The sequence below is a fragment of the Pseudomonas sp. S3E12 genome (genome assembly GCF_001702295.1).
GTDB lineage: Bacteria > Pseudomonadota > Gammaproteobacteria > Pseudomonadales > Pseudomonadaceae > Aquipseudomonas > Aquipseudomonas marginalis.
In genome coordinates this window covers 40,471-62,798 of record NZ_MBDT01000008.1, presented here as the reverse complement: position 1 = coordinate 62,798, position 22,328 = coordinate 40,471, and the positions used below count along the sequence as shown (strand labels likewise).

General features: G+C 60.1%; 22 protein-coding genes. 16 read left to right on the top strand and 6 right to left on the bottom strand.

Features of this window, described 5'->3' with window-relative positions:
- Nucleotides 1-32: 32 nt before the first annotated feature.
- The 7 genes from BB029_RS10465 (at nt 33) to BB029_RS10435 (ending at nt 8,055) form a co-directional block, all read left to right on the top strand.
- Nucleotides 33-1,292, top strand: a complete 1,260-nt coding sequence (locus tag BB029_RS10465; RefSeq protein ID WP_065939137.1) for an AGE family epimerase/isomerase — start codon at nt 33-35, stop codon at nt 1,290-1,292.
- Between the two features lie 104 nt (nt 1,293-1,396).
- Complete coding sequence (locus tag BB029_RS10460; RefSeq protein WP_027605591.1) at nt 1,397-2,683, top strand: ABC transporter substrate-binding protein; 1,287 nt, start codon at nt 1,397-1,399, stop codon at nt 2,681-2,683.
- 80 nt (nt 2,684-2,763) lie between these two features.
- Nucleotides 2,764-3,672, top strand: a complete 909-nt coding sequence (locus BB029_RS10455; RefSeq protein WP_003175732.1) for a carbohydrate ABC transporter permease — start codon at nt 2,764-2,766, stop codon at nt 3,670-3,672.
- Entirely contained in the window at nt 3,665-4,510 is an 846-nt protein-coding gene (locus tag BB029_RS10450; RefSeq protein WP_027605592.1) for a carbohydrate ABC transporter permease, read from the top strand. Before BB029_RS10455 ends, BB029_RS10450 begins: the two co-directional genes overlap by 8 nt.
- A gap of 2 nt (nt 4,511-4,512) precedes the next feature.
- On the top strand, nt 4,513-5,673 hold the full coding sequence (locus BB029_RS10445; protein WP_065939136.1) for an ABC transporter ATP-binding protein: 1,161 nt from the start codon (nt 4,513-4,515) through the stop codon (nt 5,671-5,673).
- 86 nt (nt 5,674-5,759) lie between these two features.
- Nucleotides 5,760-7,106: a carbohydrate porin gene (locus BB029_RS10440; RefSeq protein ID WP_027605594.1), complete on the top strand. Its 1,347-nt coding sequence runs from the start codon at nt 5,760-5,762 to the stop codon at nt 7,104-7,106.
- A 103-nt stretch (nt 7,107-7,209) separates the two neighbouring features.
- The gene (locus BB029_RS10435; RefSeq protein ID WP_065939135.1) at nt 7,210-8,055 is read left to right on the top strand and encodes a D-hexose-6-phosphate mutarotase; all 846 of its coding nucleotides are present in this window, start codon (nt 7,210-7,212) and stop codon (nt 8,053-8,055) included.
- 77 nt (nt 8,056-8,132) lie between these two features.
- Here the strand turns inward: BB029_RS10435 and BB029_RS10430 are convergent, their stop codons facing one another.
- Entirely contained in the window at nt 8,133-8,993 is an 861-nt protein-coding gene (locus tag BB029_RS10430) for a MurR/RpiR family transcriptional regulator (protein ID WP_169898656.1), read from the bottom strand.
- 219 nt (nt 8,994-9,212) lie between these two features.
- Here BB029_RS10430 and zwf point away from each other — a divergent pair, with 219 nt between their 5' ends.
- The 3 genes from zwf to BB029_RS10415 are packed head-to-tail and all read left to right on the top strand — an operon-like array spanning nt 9,213 to nt 12,062.
- Nucleotides 9,213-10,679, top strand: coding sequence for a glucose-6-phosphate dehydrogenase (gene zwf, locus BB029_RS10425; RefSeq protein WP_065939134.1), 1,467 nt, complete (start codon nt 9,213-9,215; stop codon nt 10,677-10,679).
- Nucleotides 10,666-11,379 carry a 6-phosphogluconolactonase gene (gene pgl, locus BB029_RS10420; protein WP_027605597.1) on the top strand — a complete coding sequence of 238 codons (714 nt, stop codon included), beginning with the start codon at nt 10,666-10,668 and terminating at the stop codon, nt 11,377-11,379. The genes zwf and pgl overlap by 14 nt, the downstream gene beginning before the upstream one ends.
- Nucleotides 11,380-11,396: 17 nt before the next feature.
- Nucleotides 11,397-12,062, top strand: coding sequence for a bifunctional 4-hydroxy-2-oxoglutarate aldolase/2-dehydro-3-deoxy-phosphogluconate aldolase (locus tag BB029_RS10415; protein ID WP_026067364.1), 666 nt, complete (start codon nt 11,397-11,399; stop codon nt 12,060-12,062).
- Nucleotides 12,063-12,163: 101 nt separating this feature from the next.
- On the opposite strand, the gene BB029_RS10410 is transcribed toward BB029_RS10415, so the two are convergent.
- Together BB029_RS10410 and BB029_RS10405 are read right to left on the bottom strand one after the other, a co-directional pair.
- Complete coding sequence (locus BB029_RS10410; protein WP_065939133.1) at nt 12,164-13,339, bottom strand: aminotransferase class V-fold PLP-dependent enzyme; 1,176 nt, start codon at nt 13,337-13,339, stop codon at nt 12,164-12,166.
- A gap of 10 nt (nt 13,340-13,349) precedes the next feature.
- Entirely contained in the window at nt 13,350-13,586 is a 237-nt protein-coding gene (locus BB029_RS10405; protein ID WP_017139191.1) for a DUF3820 family protein, read from the bottom strand.
- 207 nt (nt 13,587-13,793) lie between these two features.
- Here BB029_RS10405 and BB029_RS10400 point away from each other — a divergent pair, with 207 nt between their 5' ends.
- Complete coding sequence (locus BB029_RS10400) at nt 13,794-14,261, top strand: PA2169 family four-helix-bundle protein (RefSeq protein ID WP_010208206.1); 468 nt, start codon at nt 13,794-13,796, stop codon at nt 14,259-14,261.
- A gap of 137 nt (nt 14,262-14,398) precedes the next feature.
- On the opposite strand, the gene BB029_RS10395 is transcribed toward BB029_RS10400, so the two are convergent.
- Nucleotides 14,399-14,869, bottom strand: a complete 471-nt coding sequence (locus BB029_RS10395) for a MaoC family dehydratase (protein ID WP_024077080.1) — start codon at nt 14,867-14,869, stop codon at nt 14,399-14,401.
- Nucleotides 14,870-14,926: 57 nt separating this feature from the next.
- Nucleotides 14,927-15,871 (bottom strand): alpha/beta hydrolase, encoded by a 945-nt coding sequence (locus BB029_RS10390; protein WP_065939132.1) that lies wholly within the window; start codon nt 15,869-15,871, stop codon nt 14,927-14,929.
- A gap of 223 nt (nt 15,872-16,094) precedes the next feature.
- On the opposite strand from BB029_RS10390, the gene fadD2 reads away from it, so the two are divergent.
- Nucleotides 16,095-17,783, top strand: a complete 1,689-nt coding sequence (gene fadD2 / locus BB029_RS10385; RefSeq protein ID WP_065939131.1) for a long-chain-fatty-acid--CoA ligase FadD2 — start codon at nt 16,095-16,097, stop codon at nt 17,781-17,783.
- A gap of 336 nt (nt 17,784-18,119) precedes the next feature.
- A complete protein-coding gene (gene fadD1, locus BB029_RS10380; RefSeq protein WP_027605602.1) occupies nt 18,120-19,811 on the top strand; it encodes a long-chain-fatty-acid--CoA ligase FadD1 in 1,692 nt (563 codons plus the stop codon).
- A gap of 55 nt (nt 19,812-19,866) precedes the next feature.
- Here fadD1 and BB029_RS10375 read toward each other — a convergent pair whose 3' ends face one another.
- Nucleotides 19,867-20,244: a hypothetical protein gene (locus BB029_RS10375; protein WP_027605603.1), complete on the bottom strand. Its 378-nt coding sequence runs from the start codon at nt 20,242-20,244 to the stop codon at nt 19,867-19,869.
- A 201-nt stretch (nt 20,245-20,445) separates the two neighbouring features.
- Between BB029_RS10375 and BB029_RS10370 the strand changes: the two genes are divergently transcribed.
- The 3 genes from BB029_RS10370 to def all read left to right on the top strand — a co-directional run bounded on the left by BB029_RS10370 (nt 20,446) and on the right by def (nt 22,292).
- Nucleotides 20,446-20,631, top strand: coding sequence for a CsbD family protein (locus BB029_RS10370; protein WP_016973106.1), 186 nt, complete (start codon nt 20,446-20,448; stop codon nt 20,629-20,631).
- Nucleotides 20,632-20,798: 167 nt separating this feature from the next.
- Nucleotides 20,799-21,749: a YihY/virulence factor BrkB family protein gene (locus BB029_RS10365; protein WP_027605604.1), complete on the top strand. Its 951-nt coding sequence runs from the start codon at nt 20,799-20,801 to the stop codon at nt 21,747-21,749.
- 3 nt (nt 21,750-21,752) lie between these two features.
- Entirely contained in the window at nt 21,753-22,292 is a 540-nt protein-coding gene (gene def / locus BB029_RS10360; RefSeq protein WP_027605605.1) for a peptide deformylase, read from the top strand.
- The last annotated feature ends 36 nt before the right edge of the window (nt 22,293-22,328 follow it).

Genomic DNA, 22,328 nt, shown 5'->3' with positions numbered 1-22,328 from the left:
GGTCATCCCACAAACAATAATAAGGGCCACCCATGACCACGCAACCACTGCCTGCCAGCAGTTGGCTGAATGCACCTGCCCATCACGCCTGGCTCGCCGCCGAAGGCCAGCGCCTGCTGGCATTCGCCAAGGCCTCCCGTCTGCCTGAGGGGTTTGGCAACCTCGACGACAAAGGCCAGTTGCCAGCCGATGCCCACGCCGAAACCATGAATACCGCGCGCATGACCCACAGCTTCGCCATGGCCCATGCCATGGGCTTGCCGGGTTATGCCGAATTGGTGGCGCACGGTGTTGCGGCCCTGGGCGGACCTTTACGTGACAGCCAACACGGTGGCTGGTTCGCCGCGCCCCAGGCCCTGGACGGCAACACCGGCAAGGCGGCCTACCTGCATGCGTTTGTCGCCCTGGCTGCCAGCTCGGCAGTGGTGGCAGGCGCGCCCGGTGCGAAAAATCTGCTGAACGACGCCATCCATATCATCGACCAGTTCTTCTGGAGCGAAGAGGAGGGCGTGATGCTCGAATCCTTCGCCCGGGACTGGAGCGGCGTCGAAGCCTATCGCGGTGCCAACAGCAACATGCACGCCACCGAAGCCTTCCTGGCCCTGGCCGATGTCACCGCCGACACACGTTGGCTGGACCGCGCCCTGCGCATCGTCGAACGAGTGATTCATACGCACGCCGCCGCCAACCAGTTCATGGTGATCGAGCATTTCGACGCGCAATGGAAACCCCTGCTCGATTACAACGAAGACAACCCCGCCGATGGCTTCCGCCCGTATGGCATCACCCCTGGCCATGGCTTTGAGTGGGCGCGGCTGGTGCTGCACCTGGAAGCCGCGCGCCTGCAGGCCGGGCTGGCCACGCCGGACTGGCTGCTGAGCGCCGCCAAGGGCCTGTTCGCCAGCGCCTGCGACTATGCCTGGGCCGTGGATGGCGCCCCCGGTATCGTCTACACCCTGGACTGGAACCACCGCCCGGTCGTGCGCGAGCGCCTGCACTGGACCCACGCCGAAGCCAGCGCCGCTGCCCAGGCCTTGCTCAAACGCACGGGTGAGCTGCATTACGAAACCTGGTACCGGCGTTTCTGGGAATTTTGCGACACCCATTTCATCGACCGCCTCCACGGCAGCTGGCACCACGAACTCAGCCCCCACAACCAGCCCAGCAGCACCATCTGGGGCGGTAAACCGGACCTGTACCATGCCTGGCAAGCGGTCGTGCTGCCTGCACTGCCCCTGGCACCGAGCATGGCCAGCGCTTTAGGCGCTGGGTGTTATGTCACCAAGTGGTGACATTTGTGCATCCCTTTGTTACCTGTGCTCGAAAAAACCATGTTTAAACTCCGTGCAGCGCAAGCTCCAGACTTGCATGCATAACAACAAGAAAAGGTATTCAGATGAACGCGATTAATCGCCTCGCCGTAGCTATTTCCGTTGCCTCGTTGTTTCCCCTCAGTGCATTTGCCGCCGACTCCAAAGGGACGGTTGAAGTTGTGCATTGGTGGACCTCGGGTGGCGAAAAAGCGGCTGTAGATGTCCTGAAGGCCCAAGTCGAGAAAGACGGCTTCACCTGGAAAGACGGCGCCGTCGCAGGTGGCGGAGGCGCCACGGCCATGACCGTGCTGAAAAGCCGCGCGGTCGCCGGCAACCCGCCAGGCGTTGCCCAGATCAAAGGCCCCGACATCCAGGAATGGGCGTCCACCGGCCTGCTCGACACCGACGTCCTGAAGTCCGTCGCCAAAGACGAAAAATGGGATTCCCTGCTCGACAAGAAAGTCTCCGACACCGTGAAGTACGACGGCGACTACGTTGCCGTACCGGTCAACATCCACCGCGTGAACTGGCTGTGGATCAACCCGGAAGTCTTCAAGAAAGCCGGTATCACCAAGAACCCGACCACCCTCGAAGAATTCTACGCCGCCGGCGACAAGCTCAAGGCCGCGGGCTTCATCCCGCTTGCCCACGGTGGCCAGCCTTGGCAGGACAGCACCGTGTTCGAAGCGGTGGTCCTGTCGGTAATGGGCGCCGATGGCTACAAGAAAGCCCTGGTCGACCTGGATAACGCTGCGCTGACCGGCCCGGAAATGGTCAAGTCCCTGACCGAGCTGAAGAAAGTCGCGACCTATATGGACGTCGACGGCAAAGGCCAGGACTGGAACCTCGAAGCAGGCAAGGTCATCAACGGCAAGGCCGGTATGCAGATCATGGGTGACTGGGCCAAGTCCGAATGGACCGCCGCCAAGAAAGTCGCCGGCAAAGACTATGAGTGCGTAGCCTTCCCGGGCACCGACAAAGCCTTCACCTACAACATCGACTCCCTGGCGGTGTTCAAGCAGAAAGACAAAGGCACTGCCGCTGGCCAGCAGGACATCGCCAAAGTCGTGCTGGGTGAAAACTTCCAGAAGGTGTTCAGCATCAACAAGGGCTCGATCCCTGTTCGCAACGACATGCTGAACAAAATGGACTCCTACGGTTTCGACTCCTGCGCCCAGACCGCCGCCAAGGACTTCCTGGCTGACGCCAAGACCGGCGGCCTGCAGCCAAGCATGGCGCACAACATGGCCACCACCCTGGCGGTGCAAGGTGCGTTCTTCGATGTCGTGACCAACTACATCAACGACCCGAAAGCCGACCCGGCCGACACCGCCAAGAAACTCGGCGCTGCGATCAAGTCTGCCAAGTAACGGTTGACCTTGTGAGGGGGATCCCTGACCCCTCACAAGGCGTGCTTCTGTAGTCCTTTTTCCCTGTATTGGATTTCCCCATGAGTTCTGTTGCTGTGTTCAGCAAAGCCTCGCCGTTCGATGCACTGCAGCGCTGGCTACCCAAACTGGTGCTGGCGCCCAGCATGTTCATCGTGTTGGTGGGTTTCTACGGCTACATCCTGTGGACGTTTGTGCTCTCGTTCACCACCTCTACGTTCCTGCCAAGCTACAAATGGGCGGGTCTTGCGCAATACGAGCGGTTGTTCGACAACGACCGCTGGTGGGTGGCGAGCAAGAACCTGGCGCTGTTCGGCGGGATGTTCATCGGCATCACCCTGGTGATCGGCGTGACGCTGGCGATTTTCCTCGACCAGAAAATCCGCCGCGAAGGTTTTATCCGCACCATTTACCTGTACCCGATGGCGCTCTCGATGATCGTCACCGGTACCGCCTGGAAATGGCTGCTCAACCCGGGCATGGGCCTGGACAAACTCCTGCGTGACTGGGGCTGGGAAGGCTTCCGTCTCGACTGGCTGATCGACCCGGACCGCGTGGTCTACTGCCTGGTGATTGCCGCCGTGTGGCAAGCCTCCGGTTTCATCATGGCGATGTTCCTCGCCGGCCTGCGTGGCGTTGATCAGTCGATCATCCGTGCCGCCCAGATCGACGGCGCAAGCCTGCCGCGCATCTACTGGAGCGTGGTGCTGCCGAGCCTGCGTCCGGTGTTTTTCAGTGCGGTGATGATCCTGGCGCACATTGCGATCAAGAGCTTCGACCTGGTGGCGGCCATGACGGCCGGTGGCCCGGGCTATTCGTCCGACCTGCCCGCCATGTTCATGTACTCGTTCACCTTCAGCCGTGGCCAGATGGGCATGGGCTCGGCCAGTGCAATCCTGATGCTCGGTGCGATCCTCGCGATCATCGTGCCTTACCTCTACTCCGAGCTGAGGACCAAGCGTAATGACTAGTCTCGCTGCCAAACCTGCCATCAGCCTGAGCCGCATCGCGATCTACGCGGTGTTGATCCTCGCTGTGCTGCTGTACCTGGTACCGCTGGTGGTGATGTTGCTCACCAGCTTCAAGACCCCGGAAGACATCAGCACCGGCAACCTGCTGAGCTGGCCGACCGTGGTCAGCGGCATCGGCTGGGTCAAGGCCTGGGCCACCGTGGATGGCTACTTCTGGAACTCGCTCAAGATCACCGTGCCGGCCGTGCTGATTTCCACCGCCATCGGTGCGTTGAACGGTTATGTGCTGTCGTTCTGGCGCTTCCGTGGTTCGCAGCTGTTCTTCGGCTTGCTGTTGTTCGGCTGCTTCCTGCCGTTCCAGACCGTGCTGCTGCCCGCGTCGTTCACCCTCGGCAAGATGGGCCTGGCCAGCACCACCACCGGCCTGGTGTTTGTGCACGTGGTGTACGGCCTGGCGTTCACCACGCTGTTCTTCCGTAACTACTACGTGAGCATCCCGGATGCGCTGATCAAGGCGGCACGCCTGGACGGGGCCGGTTTCTTCACCATCTTCCGTCAGATCATTCTGCCGATGTCCACGCCGATCATCATGGTCTGCCTGATCTGGCAGTTCACCCAGATCTGGAACGACTTCCTGTTCGGTGTGGTGTTCTCCAGTGGCGACTCCCAGCCCATCACGGTGGCGCTGAACAACCTGGTCAACACCAGCACCGGGGCCAAGGAATATAACGTGGATATGGCGGCGGCGATGATCGCCGGGCTGCCGACCCTGCTGGTCTATGTGATCGCAGGCAAGTATTTCGTGCGCGGCCTGACGGCCGGCGCGGTCAAGGGGTAATCATGGCTACGCTTGAACTTCGCAATGTAAACAAGACCTATGGCGCCGGCCTGCCCGACACCTTGAAGAACATCGAACTGTCGATCAAGGAAGGGGAGTTCCTGATCCTGGTCGGTCCTTCGGGTTGCGGTAAGTCCACGCTGATGAACTGCATCGCCGGCCTGGAGACCATCACCGGCGGCGCGATCATGATCGGCGACCAGGACGTCAGCGGCATGAGCCCCAAGGACCGTGACATCGCCATGGTGTTCCAGTCCTACGCGCTGTACCCGACCATGAGCGTGCGCGAGAACATCGAGTTCGGCCTCAAGATCCGCAAGATGCCCCAGGCCGACATCGACGCCGAAGTGGCGCGCGTGGCCAAGCTGCTGCAGATCGAACACCTGCTCAACCGCAAGCCGGGCCAGCTCTCCGGCGGCCAGCAACAGCGCGTGGCCATGGGCCGGGCCCTGGCGCGTCGGCCGAAGATCTACCTGTTCGACGAACCGCTGTCGAACCTCGACGCCAAGCTGCGCGTCGAGATGCGTACCGAAATGAAGCTGATGCACCAGCGCCTCAAGACCACCACCGTCTACGTGACCCACGACCAGATCGAAGCGATGACCCTGGGCGATAAAGTGGCGGTGATGAAGGACGGCATCATCCAACAATTCGGCACGCCGAAAGAAATTTACAACGACCCTGCTAACCTATTTGTGGCAAGCTTTATCGGTTCACCACCGATGAACTTCGTCCCTATGCGCCTAAAACGCAAGGACGGGAAGTTGGTGGCGCTGCTCGACAGCGGCCAGGCGCGATGCGAATTGCCGCTGGGTATGAACGACGCCGGCCTGGAAGACCGTGATGTGATTCTGGGCCTGCGCCCGGAGCAGATCGTGCTGGCGGCGGGTGAGGGTAATGGTTCGTCGAGCATTCGTGCCGAGGTCCAGGTCACCGAGCCGACCGGCCCGGACACACTGGTGTTTGTGCAGCTCAATGACACCAAGGTCTGCTGCCGTTTGGCGCCTGATGTGGCGCCGCAGGTGGGCGAGACCCTGACACTGCAATTCGATCCATCCAAGGTATTGCTGTTCGACGCCAACACGGGCGAGCGCCTCGGCACTGCTTCTTCATTGCCCGCACAGGGGCATGCGGACAACGTGGCCCAATTCAAAGGTCGCTGAAGTAGATAAGTTGTTGTTTTAGATGAAAAAAAGTAACCCGCGTTAGATAAAAACAGTTTAATAACAATAAAGACGAGGATGTAGGGATGAAAAAGCAACACAACAACACTCGGCTGATCTGCCAACTGTCAGCAGCAGCAGCCCTTGTACTGTCCGCCAATGCGATGGCGGCCGATGCATTCAGTGCCGACTCCAAGTGGATGACCGGTGATTGGGGCGGCGAGCGTACCAAGCTGATCGAGCAAGGTATCGACATCAAGGCTGACTACGTAGGGGAAATGGGCGCCAACCTGCGCGGCGGCTACAACGACGACAAGACCGGCCGTTACTCCGACCAGTTTGGGTTGGGCGTGGCGCTGGACCTGCAAAAGCTGTGGGGCTGGGATAACACCCAGGCCAAGATCCAGCTGACTAACCGTAATGGCCAGAACATCTCCAACGACCGCATTGGCGACCCGCGTGCCGGCACGCTGAGCTCGTCCATGGAAGTCTACGGTCGTGGCCACATGGTGCGCCTGACCCAGTTCTGGATTCAGCACCAGATGTTCGACAACAAGCTGGACGTGAAGCTCGGTTACTTCGGTGAAGGCGAAGACTTCAATACCTTCCCGTGCGACTTCCAGAACCTGTCGTTCTGTGGCTCCCAGGTCGGCAACTATGTAAACACCTGGTACAACTGGCCGGTCAGCCAGGCCGCGATCCGCGTGAAGTACAACATCACGCCTGAGCTGTATGCGCAAATCGGTGCGTACAACCAGAACCCGTCGCAGCTGGAGCATGGCAACGGCTTCAAGCTCAGCGGCAGCGGCACCAAGGGCACCGTGATTCCGGTGGAGTTGGTCTGGTCGCCGAAGGTGAATAACCTGCCGGGCGAATACCGTGTGGGTTACTACAAGAGCGCCGCCGATGCTGCTGACGTTCGTGAAGACGTCAATGGCAACGATGCTGCCACCACCGGTGCGGCCTACCGTACCCGCAGCAGCAAAAAAGGCTACTGGTTCGTTGCCCAGCAGCAACTCACCACCCATAACGGCGACGCTTCCCGTGGCTTGAACATCGCCGCCAACGCGACCTTCCACGACAAGGAAACCAACCTGGTCGACAACTACCAGTCGTTGATGCTGGTGTACAAAGGCCCATTCGACGCGCGTCCAAAAGATGACGTCGGCATTGGTGCTGCGCGTCTGCACGTCAACGATGACGTGAAGAAAAACGCCGAACTGCTGAATGCCGCCAACGGCGTGGCCGACTACGACAACCCGCTGTTCTCGCCGATCCGCGAAACCGAGTACAACTTCGAAATCAACTACGGCTTCCACGTCACCAACTGGCTGACCGTGCGTCCCAACCTGCAATACGTTGTCCAACCGGGCGGCGTGGATAAAGTCGACAACGCGCTGGTGGCGGGCCTGAAAATTCAGTCTACGTTCTAACGCTGTTGCGATAAGCTCCTTCTCTCTGTGCGCATTTTGCGGGTAGCCATGGCTATCCGCTTTTTTTTGAGTGGCACTGTGACGATATTCAGGACCGTGGCACATGCATGAGCAACCGCTGCAACGCTTTTTCAAATCCCTGCGCGAGCGTCCGGTGTTCGCCTGGGAGCGCTTTCAGATGCGCGACGTGTTGGTGATCGACCATCCGCTGTGCCAGGCGGTGTTCAGTCGCCAGGGCGCGCAACTGTTGCACTTTCAGCCCCGTGGCCAGAAACCCTGGCTGTGGTGCGCAGCCAAGTGGCCGCAAGTCGGCGCCATCCGTGGCGGCATACCGGTGTGCTGGCCGTGGTATGGCCGCCATCCGAGCGAAAACGCATGGCCGTCCCATGGTTGGGCGCGGTTGATCGACTGGAAGCTGCTCGACAGCAGCAGCGACGACGACGGCGTGCGCCTGCACTGGCAATTGCAGCTGTGCGACTGGCAGGTCGACCTGCACGCGCACCTGGGCGACACCCTGGAACTGCGCCTGAGCACCGAGCATCAGGACGAGTTGCCGTGCCAGTTGAGCCATGCTTTGCACGCTTACTGGCGTATTGGTCACGTCGATGAGATAGCGCTGTCTGGGCTCGACGGCGCGCACGGTTACGACCAGCTCAATCGCCAGGCGTGCCAGCAGGAAGGCGAGTTGCGAGTGGATGGCGGGTGCCAGCGGGTGTTCCAGCACGATGGTGAACTGCACCTCAAGGATCACGCCTGGCAGCGTGAATTGTGCATTGATACCGGCGACAGCGCCGACACCGTCGTATGGCATCCGGGCAGCCGGCCGCTGCTGGGGGTGAGCTTCAACGAGGCGTCGGGGTTTGTGTGCGTGGAGTCGGCAATGGCGGGGGCCAGTTTGGCGCCGGGGGAGCGGGCGCATCTCAGTTTGCAGGCACGGGCGGGAGTCTAGCGTCGTGGCTTATGGCCTCATCGGGGGCAAGTCGAATCGTCCCCGATGAGGCCAGTGAAGCCAGCACACAGGCTGGCTTAGTTGAACTCATCCCCCACCGGATACCGGCTGTCATTCAAGCTCTCTTTGATCTTGCGCAAATGCGGCTGGAAATCTACCCCGCGGCGCAAGGTCATGCCGGTGGCCAGCACATCCAGCACCGTCAACTGAATGATCCGTGAGGTCATCGGCATATAGATGTCGGTGTCTTCGGGCAGCGGAATGTTCAGGCTTACGGTACTGGCCTTGGCCAGCGGCGAGTTCTCGGCGGTTACGCCCAGCACCGACGCACCGTTTTCCCGGGCGATACGCGCCACTTCCACCAGCTCACGGGTGCGCCCGGTGTAGGAAATGATCACGAACAGCTCGCCCGTGTGGGCCACCGAGGCGATCATGCGTTGCATCAGCACGTCGGCGTGGGCGGTGACCGCCAGGTTGAAGCGGAAAAACTTGTGCAGCGCGTCCATGGCCACCGGCGCCGAAGCGCCCAGGCCGAAGAAGTGGATCTGCCGCGCCTGGATCAACAGGTCCACGGCCTTGCTGATCAGGGCCGGGTCCAGGGCCTGGCAGGCGGCGTCCAGCGAGGCGATGGCGCTGCCAAAGATCTTCTGGGTGTAGGCCTCGGGGTTATCATCGGCCTCCACGGCGCGGCTGACGTACGCTGCGCCACTGGCCAGGCTTTGCGCCAACTGCAATTTAAGTTCAGGGTAACCGCTGACGCCGAACGAACGGCAGAAACGGTTGACCGTCGGTTCACTGACCGAGGCGGCCTGGGCGAGGGCTGCGATGGAGAAGCGGGTCGCCTGCTGCGGGTTGAGCAGGATGACCTCGGCCACTTTTTTCTCAGCCTTGTTCAATTCTTCGAGGCGGTTCCGGATCTGTTCCAGAAGATTTCGCACGCGGTCCATTCAGTCTTTCCTTCGGGCGACGATGCAAATAAAGGGTGGCAACCAATCGACGAGTGGCCTTTTGCGGTGGCCTATCCTACTGAGGGTAGCTGAACACCACCACTCGGAATGCGTATTTCGGGAAAATGTTGTGGTTATTACTACATTTTTCCTTGAGTGATGCCTTGAAAAAAGGTATTTGTAGCTTAACTTGATAAAAGAACAAACATCATGCCTTCGATAACCGTAGAACCCTGCACCTTTGCCCTGTTTGGCGCCTTGGGTGATCTGGCGCTGCGCAAGTTATTTCCTGCCCTCTATCAACTCGATGGCGCCGGGCTCCTGCACGACGATACCCGTATCCTGGCCCTGGCCCGGGAAGCCGGTTCCGAGCAGCAACACCTGGCCCATATCGAAAAAGAATTGCGTAAATACGTCGGCAAGGAACTGGACGAGAGCATCGCCCAGCGTTTCCTGGCGCGCCTGACCTATGTCCACGTCGACTTCCTGAAAGCCGATGACTACGTGGCCCTGGCGGAAAAGGCCGGCACCGAGCAACGCCTGATTGCCTACTTCGCCACGCCTGCGGCGGTGTACGGTGCGATCTGCGAGAACCTGTCCAAGGTCGGCCTGGCGGAAAACACCCGCGTCGTGCTGGAGAAACCCATCGGGTCGGACCTGGAATCCTCGCGCAAGGTCAACGACGCCGTGGCGCAGTTCTTCCCGGAAAACCGCACCTACCGTATCGACCACTACCTGGGCAAAGAGACCGTCCAGAACCTGATCGCCCTGCGTTTCGCCAATAGCCTGTTCGAAACCCAGTGGAACCAGAACTACATTTCCCATGTGGAAATCACCGTGGCCGAGCAGGTCGGCATCGAAGGCCGTTGGGGCTATTTCGACAAGGCCGGCCAGCTGCGCGACATGATCCAGAACCACTTGCTGCAACTGCTTTGCCTGATCGCCATGGACCCGCCGGCCGACTTGTCCGCCGACAGCATCCGTGACGAGAAGGTCAAGGTGCTCAAGGCCCTGGCGCCGATCAGCCCGGATGGCCTTACCACTCAAGTGGTGCGTGGCCAGTACATCGCCGGCTACAGCGCCGGCAAGCCGGTGCCCGGTTACCTGGAAGAAGAGAACTCCAACACCCAGAGCGACACCGAGACCTTCGTCGCCCTGCGCGCCGATATTCGTAACTGGCGTTGGGCCGGGGTGCCGTTCTACCTGCGCACCGGCAAGCGCATGCCGCAGAAGCTGTCGCAGATCGTCATCCACTTCAAGGAACCGTCCCACTACATCTTCGCCCCCGAACAGCGCCTGCAGATCAGCAACAAGTTGATCATCCGCCTGCAGCCGGACGAAGGTATTTCCTTGCGCGTGATGACCAAGGAGCAGGGTCTGGACAAAGGCATGCAACTGCGCAGCGGGCCATTGCAACTGAATTTTTCCGATACCTACCGCAGCGCGCGCATCCCCGATGCCTACGAGCGTTTGCTGTTGGAAGTGATGCGCGGCAATCAGAACCTGTTTGTTCGCAAAGATGAAATCGAAGCCGCGTGGAAGTGGTGTGACCAGTTGATCGCCGGGTGGAAAAAATCCGGTGATGCGCCCAAGCCGTATGCGGCGGGGTCCTGGGGGCCGATGAGCTCGATTGCACTGATCACGCGGGATGGGAGGTCTTGGTATGGCGATATCTGAATTGAAACTGCCTCGGGGCGTGACTGCCCACGAGTACCGCACGCCTGTGCTGCTGGCGGACGGCCTGGCCAACGACGTGGCTGAACAACTGCGCGCGGCCATCAGTGCCCGTGGCGAAGCGACCTTGGTGGTGTCCGGTGGCCGCAGCCCCGTGGCGTTTTTCCAGAACCTGGCCAAGCAAGGCCTGGACTGGTCCAAGGTCACCATCACCCTGGCCGATGAGCGCTGGGTGCCGGTGGAACACGCCGACAGCAATGCCGGCCTGTTGAAGCAGCACCTGTTGCAAGGCCCGGCGGCCAAGGCCAGGTTCCTCAGCCTGTACAGCGCCGCCGCCAACCTTGAAGACGCTGCCGAGCAGGCCGATCGCCTGCTGGCCGAGCTGCCGGCCATTGATGTGCTGGTGCTGGGCATGGGCGATGACGGCCACACCGCATCGCTGTTTCCCAACAGCCCGAACCTCGCCGCTGCACTGCAGGCCGACGGTACCCGCCGTTGCTGGCCGATGCTGGCGCCGACCGTGCCGCACCAGCGCCTGACCATGAGTCGCGCATTGCTGGCCACCGCCCACTACACCGCGCTGTCGATTTCCGGCAGTTCGAAATTGACCACCTTGAGCGCCGCGCTGGCCAGTGACGACGTTGCTGCCATGCCGATTCGCGCGTTTTTGCAACCTACTTTAGAGATTTACTGGTGCCCATGAGCCAAGGATCAGCCGCTATGAAAAGCCCTCAACCGACCGTGTCCATGGCGGATAAAGTTGCCCTGATCGACAGCCTCTGCGCCAAGGCGCGGATCCTGCCGGTGATCACCATCGCTCGCGAGCAGGACATCCTGCCGCTGGCCGATGCCCTGGCAGCCGGTGGTTTGACCGCATTGGAAGTGACCTTGCGTTCCGAGTTCGGCCTCAAGGCCATTCAGGTGCTGCGTGAGCAGCGGCCTGAACTGTGCACCGGCGCCGGCACCGTGCTCGACCGCCACATGCTTGAAGCGGCGGAAGTCGCCGGTTCGCAATTTATCGTCACCCCCGGCATCACCCGCGACCTGCTGGAAGCCTCGGTACACAGCCCGATCCCGCTGCTGCCAGGCATCAGCAACGCCTCCGGCATCATGGAAGGCTACGGCCTGGGCTACCGCCGCTTCAAACTGTTCCCGGCCGAGGTCAGCGGCGGTGTTGCCGCGATCAAGGCCCTGGGCGGCCCGTTCGGCGAAGTGAAATTCTGCCCGACCGGCGGCGTCGGCCCGGCCAATATCAAGAGCTACATGGCGTTGAAAAACGTGATGTGCGTGGGCGGTAGCTGGATGCTTGACCCGGAGTGGGTCAAGAACGGCGACTGGGCCCGCATCCAGGAAGTCACCGCGCAGGCGCTGGCGCTGCTGGATTGATCTGATTCATCGAATCGTTGTTGCTGTGCTTAACGGCATTTTTGCGGTGCACTTGGTCGGTGTACCGCTTTTTTTTGCCGGTAAAAACCTGAGGCCCGCCTTTAATCTCTGCTTAGCTCGGTAATGGCATTGACCAGGACATTGATGTCCTCCGCCGACGTCACCAACCCCGGTGTCACGCGGATACAGGTACCAAACGCCGCACCGGTGCGCGTAGTAGTGAACAGCCCATAGTCCTTGAGCATGCGATCCACCATCACCTGCTGATCCCGCTCGCTGAACTTGAATGCCGTGATCCCGCAATACAGCCGTGGATCGTCCGGCGTCAGCACCTCGATCCCCGGCAACGGTCGCACCTGGCTCACCCACACATCCCGCAGGTAACTGACCCGCGCACCCTTGGCCGCCGCGCCGCCCATGGCGCGATGTTCTTCAAACACCAGCGGCAACGTCATTAACGCGGGGAAATTCGGCGTGCTGTACGACGTACGCGCACGCACGTCGGTGGCGGGGTAGTGGAACTCGCCCATGTCCGGATCAATGTCAGCCAGGCGTTCGGGGGCGATATAGAGGAACCCCAGGGTCAGCGGCGCGCCGATCCATTTGTGCAGGTTGAAGCCGGCGAACGCAATGCCCAGTTCGGCGAGGTTGAGCTCGATCTGGCCCAGTGCATGGGCGCCGTCGAGGATCACGTCGATGGCATGCTCACGCGCGGCCTTGGCGATGGCCTCTACGGGCATCACCAGGCCGGTGCGGTGGGTCACATGGGTGAGTGCCATCAGCTTCAGGCGCGGGTACCGGGCGAACGCATCGCGATAGGTCTGCACCAGGCTGTCGAAACTGGCCGGATGAGTGTGGGACAACTCGATCACTTCCACACCGCGAACACCCGCCAACCAGCGCATCGCACCTTTGACGGTGTCGTATTCCAGGTCGCTGATCAGCACCTGATCGCCGGGTTGCAGGCGGTTGTAGTTGCGGATCAGCGACTGCAAGGCTTCGGTGGCGTTGCGGGTAAAGGCGACTGCCTCGGGGTCGACGTCGATCAGGCCCGCTAGTTGGCGACGGATCTCGACATTTTCACCTTGCTCGAAGCGCTGGCGCACATACAGCGAGTTGCTGCGGTTGATAAACGCCACATGCTCCAGGTACTGCGCCTGCACCTCGCGGCTCATACGCCCGAAGTAGCCGTTCTCCAGGTTGATCGGGCCGGGCTCCAGCGCATAGCGCTGGGCGATGGCCTGCCAGTGAGGTTCGTTGTCAGCATTCCTTGGCATGGCGAGTCTCTTAATGGCGGGGGGCGGGTTTGCCGTGTTTAACGCGCAGCGGTTCCAACAATTCGGACAAGCCGTTGTGGTCGATTTCCTGCATCAATGCCAGCAGCCCGCCCAGTTCGCCGTGGGGAAAGCCCTCGCGGGCGAACCAGTTCAGGTAGGGACCCGGCAGGTCGGCGATGATCCGGCCCTTGTATTTGCCGAAGGGCATTTCGCGGGTGATCAGCAGTTCGAGTTTTTCGGGATTCATGGGCTTCGTGTTGAGTGAGGCGAGGTCTTCGAAAATACAGGCATTCTGCATGAAGGCCAAATGACAGATCATGCAAATAACGTACATACAGATGGTTCAAATATTTTTAAGTCATTGAAAATAAACATAAAAGTAATTTTTCAAAACCTGGCACGAGCGCTGCAATCATTAAGACAACCCTTCTTCACCTGCCTAAGGAATTGAAAAATGACTGACATCAACAAAGAATCGATCTCCGTACTGAACGACCTGATCGAGACCAGCATCGACGGCCAGAAAGGCTTCAAGGAATGCGCAGAAGACATCAAGCATCCGGAACTCAAGGCGCTGTTTGCCAAGCGCTCCGCTGACTGCGCTACCGCCGCAGCCGAATTGAAGACCGCGGTGCGTGCCCTGGGCGGTGATCCGGAAGACTCCGGCAGCGTAGCCGGCGCCCTGCACCGTGGCTGGGTCGACGTGAAGTCGATGCTGACCGGTAAGGACGAAGAGGCTGTGCTGAACGAAGCCGAGCGCGGCGAAGACCACGCACTGAAGGCTTACAAAGAAGCCATCGAGAAGATCAACAAGCACAATCTGCTGGGCATTCGTGACCTGGTTGAGCGTCAGTACCACGGCGTGCAACGCAATCACGACCAGGTAAAAGCCCTGCGTAACCAGGCTCGCGCTCAGTCCTAAGCGCTGCTGTGTAACACATGTGGGAGGGGGCTTGCGCCCGACAGCGGTGGATCAGTCGATATTTCAATGACTGACACACCGCCATCGGGGGCAAGCCCCCTCCCACATTTGTATTGTGTTGGCCCTGAAAACCGTACTCAGCCGATGCTGATCGGCGGCAGCTCGGTCAAGGTCACGACCTGCTGCTTGCGGGGTGCAAGAATTTCCGCCTCGCCATCCACGACCAGCTCATCGCGCTGGTTGAACACACGGGTGGCAATGCGTACGCGAAATTTCGGCAGCTTCTCGAGGATTTCCAGGCGCACGGTCAGGGTATCGCCGATTTTCACCGGCTTCTGGAAGGTCATCTGCTGGCCGATATAGATAGTGCCCGGCCCGGGCAGCTCACACGCAACGGCCGCGCTGATCAGGGCGCCGCTGAACATACCGTGGGCGATACGCTCCTTGAACATGGTCGCCTTGGCGTATTCGGCATCCAGGTGCACCGGGTTGTGGTCGCCGGACATGGCGGCAAACAGCTGGATATCACGCTCTTCGACGGTCTTGCTGTAGCTGGCGGTCTGGCCGACTTCAAGGGCTTCGTACGGGGTGTTGGTTACCTGGGTCATCTAAAGGTGCATCCTGTGGCTAATCGGTAATTTAACTGTCTGATTTTAAAAGTAAATTTATTCGCAGTGGGCCGGCCTGCGCAAGGTCAGGGCCTGGTCGAGCCACCTCAGCACATCGGCGGTGACTTCGTCGCGATTGGTTTCGTTGAACACTTCGTGACGCGCCTGCGGGTAGATATTCAGTTGCAGGTGCTGGCTGCCGGCCTCTCGCAGGGCATCGGCCAGGCTTTTGAGACGCTTGCCCTCACTGACCGGATCACATTCGCCGCCCATCACCAGGATCGGCAGGCCCGGATCGATCTGGGCGAGATTGGACGCTTTGCTGATTTGCTGCAAGCCGCCGAGCAGATCGATCCATAGTTGGTTGGTACAGCGGAAGCCGCAGAGTGGATCGTTGATGTATTTGTCGACTTCGTTCGGGTCACGGCTGAGCCAGTCGAACGCGGTGCGATTGGGCTTGAATGCCTTGTTGAACGAGCCGAACGACAGGAACTCGATCAATGCACTGCGCCCACGGACACCCTGGCGCAGGCGTTCGGCGCGAGCGATCAGCCGTGCGGCGCGGTACAGCGCCACCGGCTGGAAATTCGAACCGCTGAGAATCGCTCCATGCAGGCTGGCGCTGTGGTGCAGCAGGTAGGCCTGGGCGATATAGCTGCCCATGCTGTGGCCGAGCAAAATGATCGGCAGCCCCGGATGCTGCTGGCCGATGTGCTGGTTGAGGCTGGCCAGGTCGCCCACCACTTTGTTCCAGCCGTCCTTTTCGGCATACAGGCCCAGCGTGCCTTCGTCGGCGGTGCGGCCGTGACCACGCTGGTCCGGCGCATACACGCCATAGCCGGCACTGCCCAGGGCTTCGGCCAGCCGCGCATAGCGCCCGCTGTGCTCCGCCATGCCGTGGGACAGCATGACCACCGCCTTGGCCGGCCCGTCGGGCATCCAATGATTGACGTACAGGCGGCTGCGGTCATTCGCGGTCAGCCAGAAGGTGCTGTGGTTCATGGGGTTCCCTTTCTCAAGGTCTGCTCAAGGTCTGCTCGACGTTGTTGCAGTGTATAGCTCATCTGTCAGGCGACGGGGTATCTGCCTGCGCATCAGGGACAAGATTCATACAATCAATGACGCAATTTGCTGTATTTGCCTGTTTGGCCATAGCTGCTAACGTCCCCCAAGCTCCGCTTTCTATAAAAGCGGCCGGACACCTTCAGGTAAGGGGACAAGAATAATGCAACCTGATTTCTGGAATGACAAACGCGCGGCGGGCGTTCCCAATGACATCGACCTGTCGGCCTACAAGTCGGTAATCGAAGTCTTCGAGCGCTCGTGCAAGGCCTTTGCCGACCGTCCGGCATTCAGCAACATGGGCGTCACCCTGACCTACGCCGAGCTTGAGCGCCAGAGTGCGGCGTTCGCCGGCTACCTGCAGCAGCACACCGACCTCAAGCCCGGCGAGCGCATCGCCGTACAGATGCCCAACGTGCTGCACTACCCGATTGCCGTGTTCGGCGCACTGCGCGCCGGGCTGATCGTGGTCAACACCAACCCGCTCTACACCCCGCGCGAGATGCGCCACCAGTTCAAGGACGCCGGCGTGCGTGCCCTGGTCTACCTCAACCTGTTCGGTTCGCGGGTGCAGGACGTGTGCACCGACACCGAGATCGACTACCTGATCGAAGCCAGGATGGGCGACTTCATGCCCGCCGCCAGAGGCTGGCTGGTCAACACCGTGGTCGACAAGGTCAAGAAGATGGTCCCGGCCTACCACCTGCCGCGTGCGGTGTCGTTCAAGCGCGCCTTGCGCATGGGCGCGGGCCTGGGCGTGACCCATCATCCGGTGACCCTGGATGACATCGCCGTGCTGCAATACACCGGCGGCACCACCGGCCTGGCCAAGGGCGCGATGCTCACCCATGGCAACCTGGTGGCTAACATGCAACAGGTCCGTGCCTGTATGTCCCAGACCGGCGATGACGGCCACCCGCTGATCAAGGAAGGGCAGGAGGTGATGATCGCGCCGCTGCCGCTGTACCATATCTATGCCTTCACCGCGAACTGCATGTGCATGATGGTCTCGGGTAACCACAACGTGCTGATCACCAACCCCAGGGACATCGGTGGGTTTATCAAGGAACTGAAAAAGTGGCGCTTTACCGGGCTTCTGGGGCTCAACACGCTGTTTGTGGCGTTGATGGACCACCCGGAGTTCAAGAACCTGGATTTCTCCCACCTCAAGCTCACCAACTCCGGCGGTACGGCCCTGATCAAGGCCACGGCCGAACGCTGGGAGCAGATCACCGGCTGCTCGATCGGCGAGGGCTATGGCCTGACGGAAACCTCGCCGGTGGCCAGCACCAACCCCTATGGCAACAAATCACGCCTGGGCACCGTGGGCATCCCGGTGCCCGCCACGGCGATGAAGGTCATTGATGACGAAGGCACCGAGCTGCCCTTGGGCGAACGGGGCGAGTTGTGCATCAAGGGCCCGCAGGTGATGAAGGGCTACTGGCAGCAACCGGCCGCCACCGCAGAGGCCCTGGACGCCGAAGGCTGGCTGAAGACCGGTGACATCGCGGTGATCGACGAAGATGGGTTTGTGCGCATTGTCGACCGCAAGAAGGATTTGATCATCGTCTCGGGTTTCAATGTGTACCCCAACGAAATCGAGGACGTGGTGATGGCCCATCCGGCCGTGGCCAACTGCGCGGTGATCGGCGTGCCGGACGAGCGCACGGGGGAGGCGGTGAAACTGTTCGTGGTGGCGCGTGCAGAAGGGGTGAGCCTTGAGGAATTGAAGGCGTACTGCAAGACCAACTTCACGGGTTACAAGGTGCCCAAGCACATTGTGTTGCGCGACTCGTTACCGATGACGCCGGTAGGGAAGATCCTGCGCAGGGAGCTACGCGACATCGCCTGATGTGAAATGCGGTAAAAATGTGGGAGTCGCGGTGCGACGATTCGGTTTGCCCCCTCCCACATTTGTCGTGTGTCGTCCTGAAGGCCTTATTCCAGAGCCTTTCATCAAGGAATTTCAGTTCTGTTTAAAGTGTGACCAAATATTGTAGGACAGTCGTGATTATGACTGCGGGGCCCTCTTTAGGCTCTAGTCGGCCTTTGGCAAAGCTGCTACTCTCGGCGCGCTTTGTGACGTCTAGGCCTGCTTGAAAGCGCCAGATTCACCAAAAAAAACATACACCAATAATAATCGCATCAAATGCGATGATGAATTCGCGTCGCTGAGGAGTGGGCTTCCATGCACGAAGACTTTTGGAAGGATAAGTACCCCGCCGGGATTGCTGCAGAAATCAATCCAGACGAGTATCCGAATATTCAGGCGGTATTGAAGCAGTCCTGCCAGCGCTTCGCCAACAAACCGGCCTTCAGCAACCTGGGCAAGACGATCACCTACGGTGAATTGTACGAACTGTCCGGCGCCTTCGCTGCGTACCTGCAACAGCATACCGACTTGAAGCCCGGCGATCGCATTGCCGTGCAGTTGCCCAACGTCCTGCAATACCCGGTTGCCGTGTTCGGCGCCATCCGTGCCGGCCTGATCGTGGTCAACACCAACCCGCTGTACACCGCGCGGGAAATGGAACACCAATTCAATGATTCCGGCGCCAAGGCGCTGGTCTGCCTGGCCAACATGGCCCACCTGGCGGAAAAGGTCGTGCCCAAGACCGCCGTCAAGCATGTGATCGTCACCGAAGTCGCCGACCTGTTGCCGCCGCTCAAGCGCCTGCTGATCAACAGCGTCATCAAGTACGTGAAGAAAATGGTCCCGGCCTATCACTTGCCCAAGGCGATCAAGTTCAACGACGTACTCGCCAAGGGCCAGGGGCAAGCGGTCAACGAAGTCTGCCCGGCCAGCGGCGATGTGGCCGTATTGCAATACACCGGTGGCACCACCGGCGTGGCCAAGGGCGCGATGCTCACCCACCGCAACCTGGTCGCCAACATGTTGCAATGCAAGGCGCTGATGGGCTCCAACCTCAATGAAGGTTGCGAGATCCTGATCACGCCGCTGCCGCTGTACCACATCTATGCGTTCACCTTTCATTGCATGGCGATGATGCTGATCGGCAACCACAACATCCTGATCAGCAACCCGCGCGACCTGCCGGCGATGGTCAAGGAACTGTCGAAGTGGAAGTTCAGCGGCTTTGTCGGCCTGAACACTCTGTTCGTGGCGCTGTGCAACAACGAAGCCTTCCGCAAGCTGGACTTCTCCGCGCTGAAAGTCACCCTGTCGGGCGGCATGGCCCTGCAACTGGCGGCGGCCGAGCGTTGGAAAGCGGTGACCGGTTGCGGCATCTGCGAAGGCTACGGCATGACCGAAACCAGCCCGGTGGCCACGGTGAACCCGATCCAGCATATCCAGATCGGTACCATCGGCATTCCGGTGCCGTCGACCCTGTGCAAGGTCATCACCGACGACGGTGTCGAGCTGGCCCTGGGTGAAGTCGGCGAACTGTGCGTCAAGGGCCCGCAAGTGATGAAGGGCTACTGGCAGCGTGAAGACGCCACCGCCGAGATGCTCGACAGCGAAGGCTGGCTGAAGACCGGCGACATCGCGATCATCCAGCCGGATGGCTACATGCGCATCGTCGATCGCAAGAAGGACATGATCCTGGTCTCTGGCTTCAACGTGTATCCCAACGAGCTGGAGGACGTGCTGGCGGGCCTGCCGGGCGTACTGCAGTGCGCGGCCATCGGTGTGCCGGATGAAAAATCCGGCGAACACATCAAGCTCTTCATCGTGGTCAAGCCCGGCGCCACCCTGACCAAGGAGCAGGTCATGGAGCACATGCGCGCCAACGTCACCGGCTACAAGGTGCCCAAGGCCGTGGAGTTCCGCGATGCGTTGCCGACCACCAACGTGGGCAAGATTCTGCGCCGCGAGTTGCGCGATGAAGAACTGAAGAAACTCGGTCTTAAAAAGTAATCCGATCCAAATGTGGGAGGGGCTTGCCCCCTCCCACATTTTTTTGACCGCGTTCTTACACGGCGAACTGCGCGAAGCTCACACCCGCACCCGCCGGCCGCACATCCTTCAAGAACGAATCCTTATCCGCACTTAGCTCCAGGGTAATCTCCGGCTTGCGCTTGCCCGCGTTGCGCACCACCAGCCCTTCGAGCTTTTCACGCAGGAACACGGTCGGCACCTTCAGGTGCAGCAACTGGTCGGTCTCGGCGTTGTGCATCAACAGGTGAATCCACTCGTACTGGCCGACGGCAATACGCCCCACCGGCAGGTCGAACCACCAGATGTTGCGTTTGCGGTCCAGGTCGGTGAAGTGGCAGTTGTTGACACCGAGTACGGCACCGCCCAGTTCCTGGTTTCTGCGGGCGATGGCCTGTGCTTTATTGAGTTTCATAACCTTCCTACGGGATCTGTTATTCAGCGTTGGAGCCTGAATGTGCCGGGCATTCTCGTGGGTTGGCTGCAAAACATAAAGCCAAACCTGTCGTTGGCGATGAAATGTTCACCGAAAAATAATTGAAACTCTGCCGAACGGCCTTGGGTCAATCTCTACGTAATGACCAAAACCCTTTGATTGTTCTTTCGGAGAAATACCATGGGCAGCACAGCGGATAAGGCAAAAGGTTTGAAAGACGAAGCCGTCGGTAACATCAAGCAAGGCGTCGGCAAAGTCACCGGCAACGACAAACTGCGCGCTGAAGGTGTCGTGCAGGAAAAGAAAGGCCAGGTTGAAAAAGCCGTGGGCGACACCAAGGACGCGGTGAAAAAAGCGACCAAGTAAGACTGCCATCGTGCAGCCGGACGGCCATCCACGGATGGCCGTTTTTATGTCACACGCAGTGATTAAAGTTTCGAAATTGTTTCAAGGTCGCCAAATAGGCTACCTTGATGTAGAAAACGGCCCCTGAGTCGCCCATGAACCCCCTTTTTGCGGCGAAAGGAGACGCTATGATTTTTCCGGTTCTCGATGGTCTCAAGCTCCACACAGTGCTGGTGCGCACCGTCAAGGAATTCGTCGATGACGAGATGTCCACCTACGCCTCGGCACTGGCCTACCAGATGCTGTTCTCGTTGTTTCCCTTCCTGCTGTTCCTTATCGCCCTGATCGGTTTCCTGCACCTGCCGGACTTTTTCACCTGGCTGCGTCTGCAGTCGGAGCTGGTGCTGCCGCCCCAGGCCCTGGAGCAGGTCAACCCGGTGATCGACCAGTTGCAGCAATCCAAGGGCGGCCTGCTCTCGGTGGGTATCGTGATTGCCCTCTGGACCGCCTCCGCTGGCGTGCGCCTGATGATGAGCGCCATGAACGCCGCGTACGACGTCGTGGAAGGCCGGCCGATCTGGAAGCGTTTTCCGCTGTCGGTTTTCTACACCATCGGCATCGCCGGTATGCTGCTGGCCGCTGCCGCGTTGATGGTGCTCGGCCCGCAGGTGATGGAATGGCTGGCCGGCCAGATCGGCATGCAGGAATTTGTGGTGACCTTGTGGACCATCGTGCGATGGCCGCTGATCGTGATCCTGCTGATGTTTGCCGTGGCCCTCATGTATTACGTGATGCCGGACGTCGAGCAGAAGTTTCGCTTTATTACCCCGGGTTCGGTGCTTGCGGTAGTGGTGTGGATCGTCGCCTCCCTCGGTTTTGGCTACTACGTCAAAACCTTCGCCGACTACAACGCCATGTATGGCAGCATCGGTGCGATCATCGTGTTGCTCCTGTACTTCTACATTTCCGCCGCCGTGCTGTTGCTGGGGGCGGAGATGAATGCCGTGATCGAGCACATGTCGGCCGAAGGCAAGGAGCCTGGCGCAAAGGACTTCGACGAGCCCGCGCCCGCGCATGAAAAACAACATGTCTCCGGCCTCGGCCGCGACCACTCCAAACCCACTACCGATGAAGTCTGATCGATGATCCGTGAAATCCTGAAAATGGGCGATGAACGCCTGCTGCGTATCGCCCCGCCGGTACCGCCGGAAATGTTCGACAGCCCCGAGCTGTGGCAATTGATCGACGACATGTTCCAGACCATGGAGCACGTGGGCGGCGTCGGCCTGGCCGCGCCGCAGATTGGCGTCGACCTGCAACTGGTGATCTTTGGGTTCGAAGCCAGCGAGCGCTACCCGGATGCGCCGCCGGTGCCGCAGACCATCCTGATCAACCCGTTGATCACACCGCTCAGCCCGGTGCTGGAAGAAGGCTATGAAGGCTGCCTGTCGGTGCCTGGACTGCGTGGTGCGGTGGACCGTTACCAGCAGATTCGCTACGAAGGGTTTGATCCGAAGGGCGAGCCGATCGTACGTTTTGCCGATGGCTTCCACGCGCGGGTGGTGCAGCATGAATGCGATCACCTGATCGGCCGGCTGTACCCCTCGCGCATTACCGACTTCAGCAAGTTCGGCTTTATTGAAGTGATGTTTCCCGACATGGACCCAACCGCTGACGAGTAATCGCCGGCCCGTTGAGAACATAATCTGGGAGGGAGC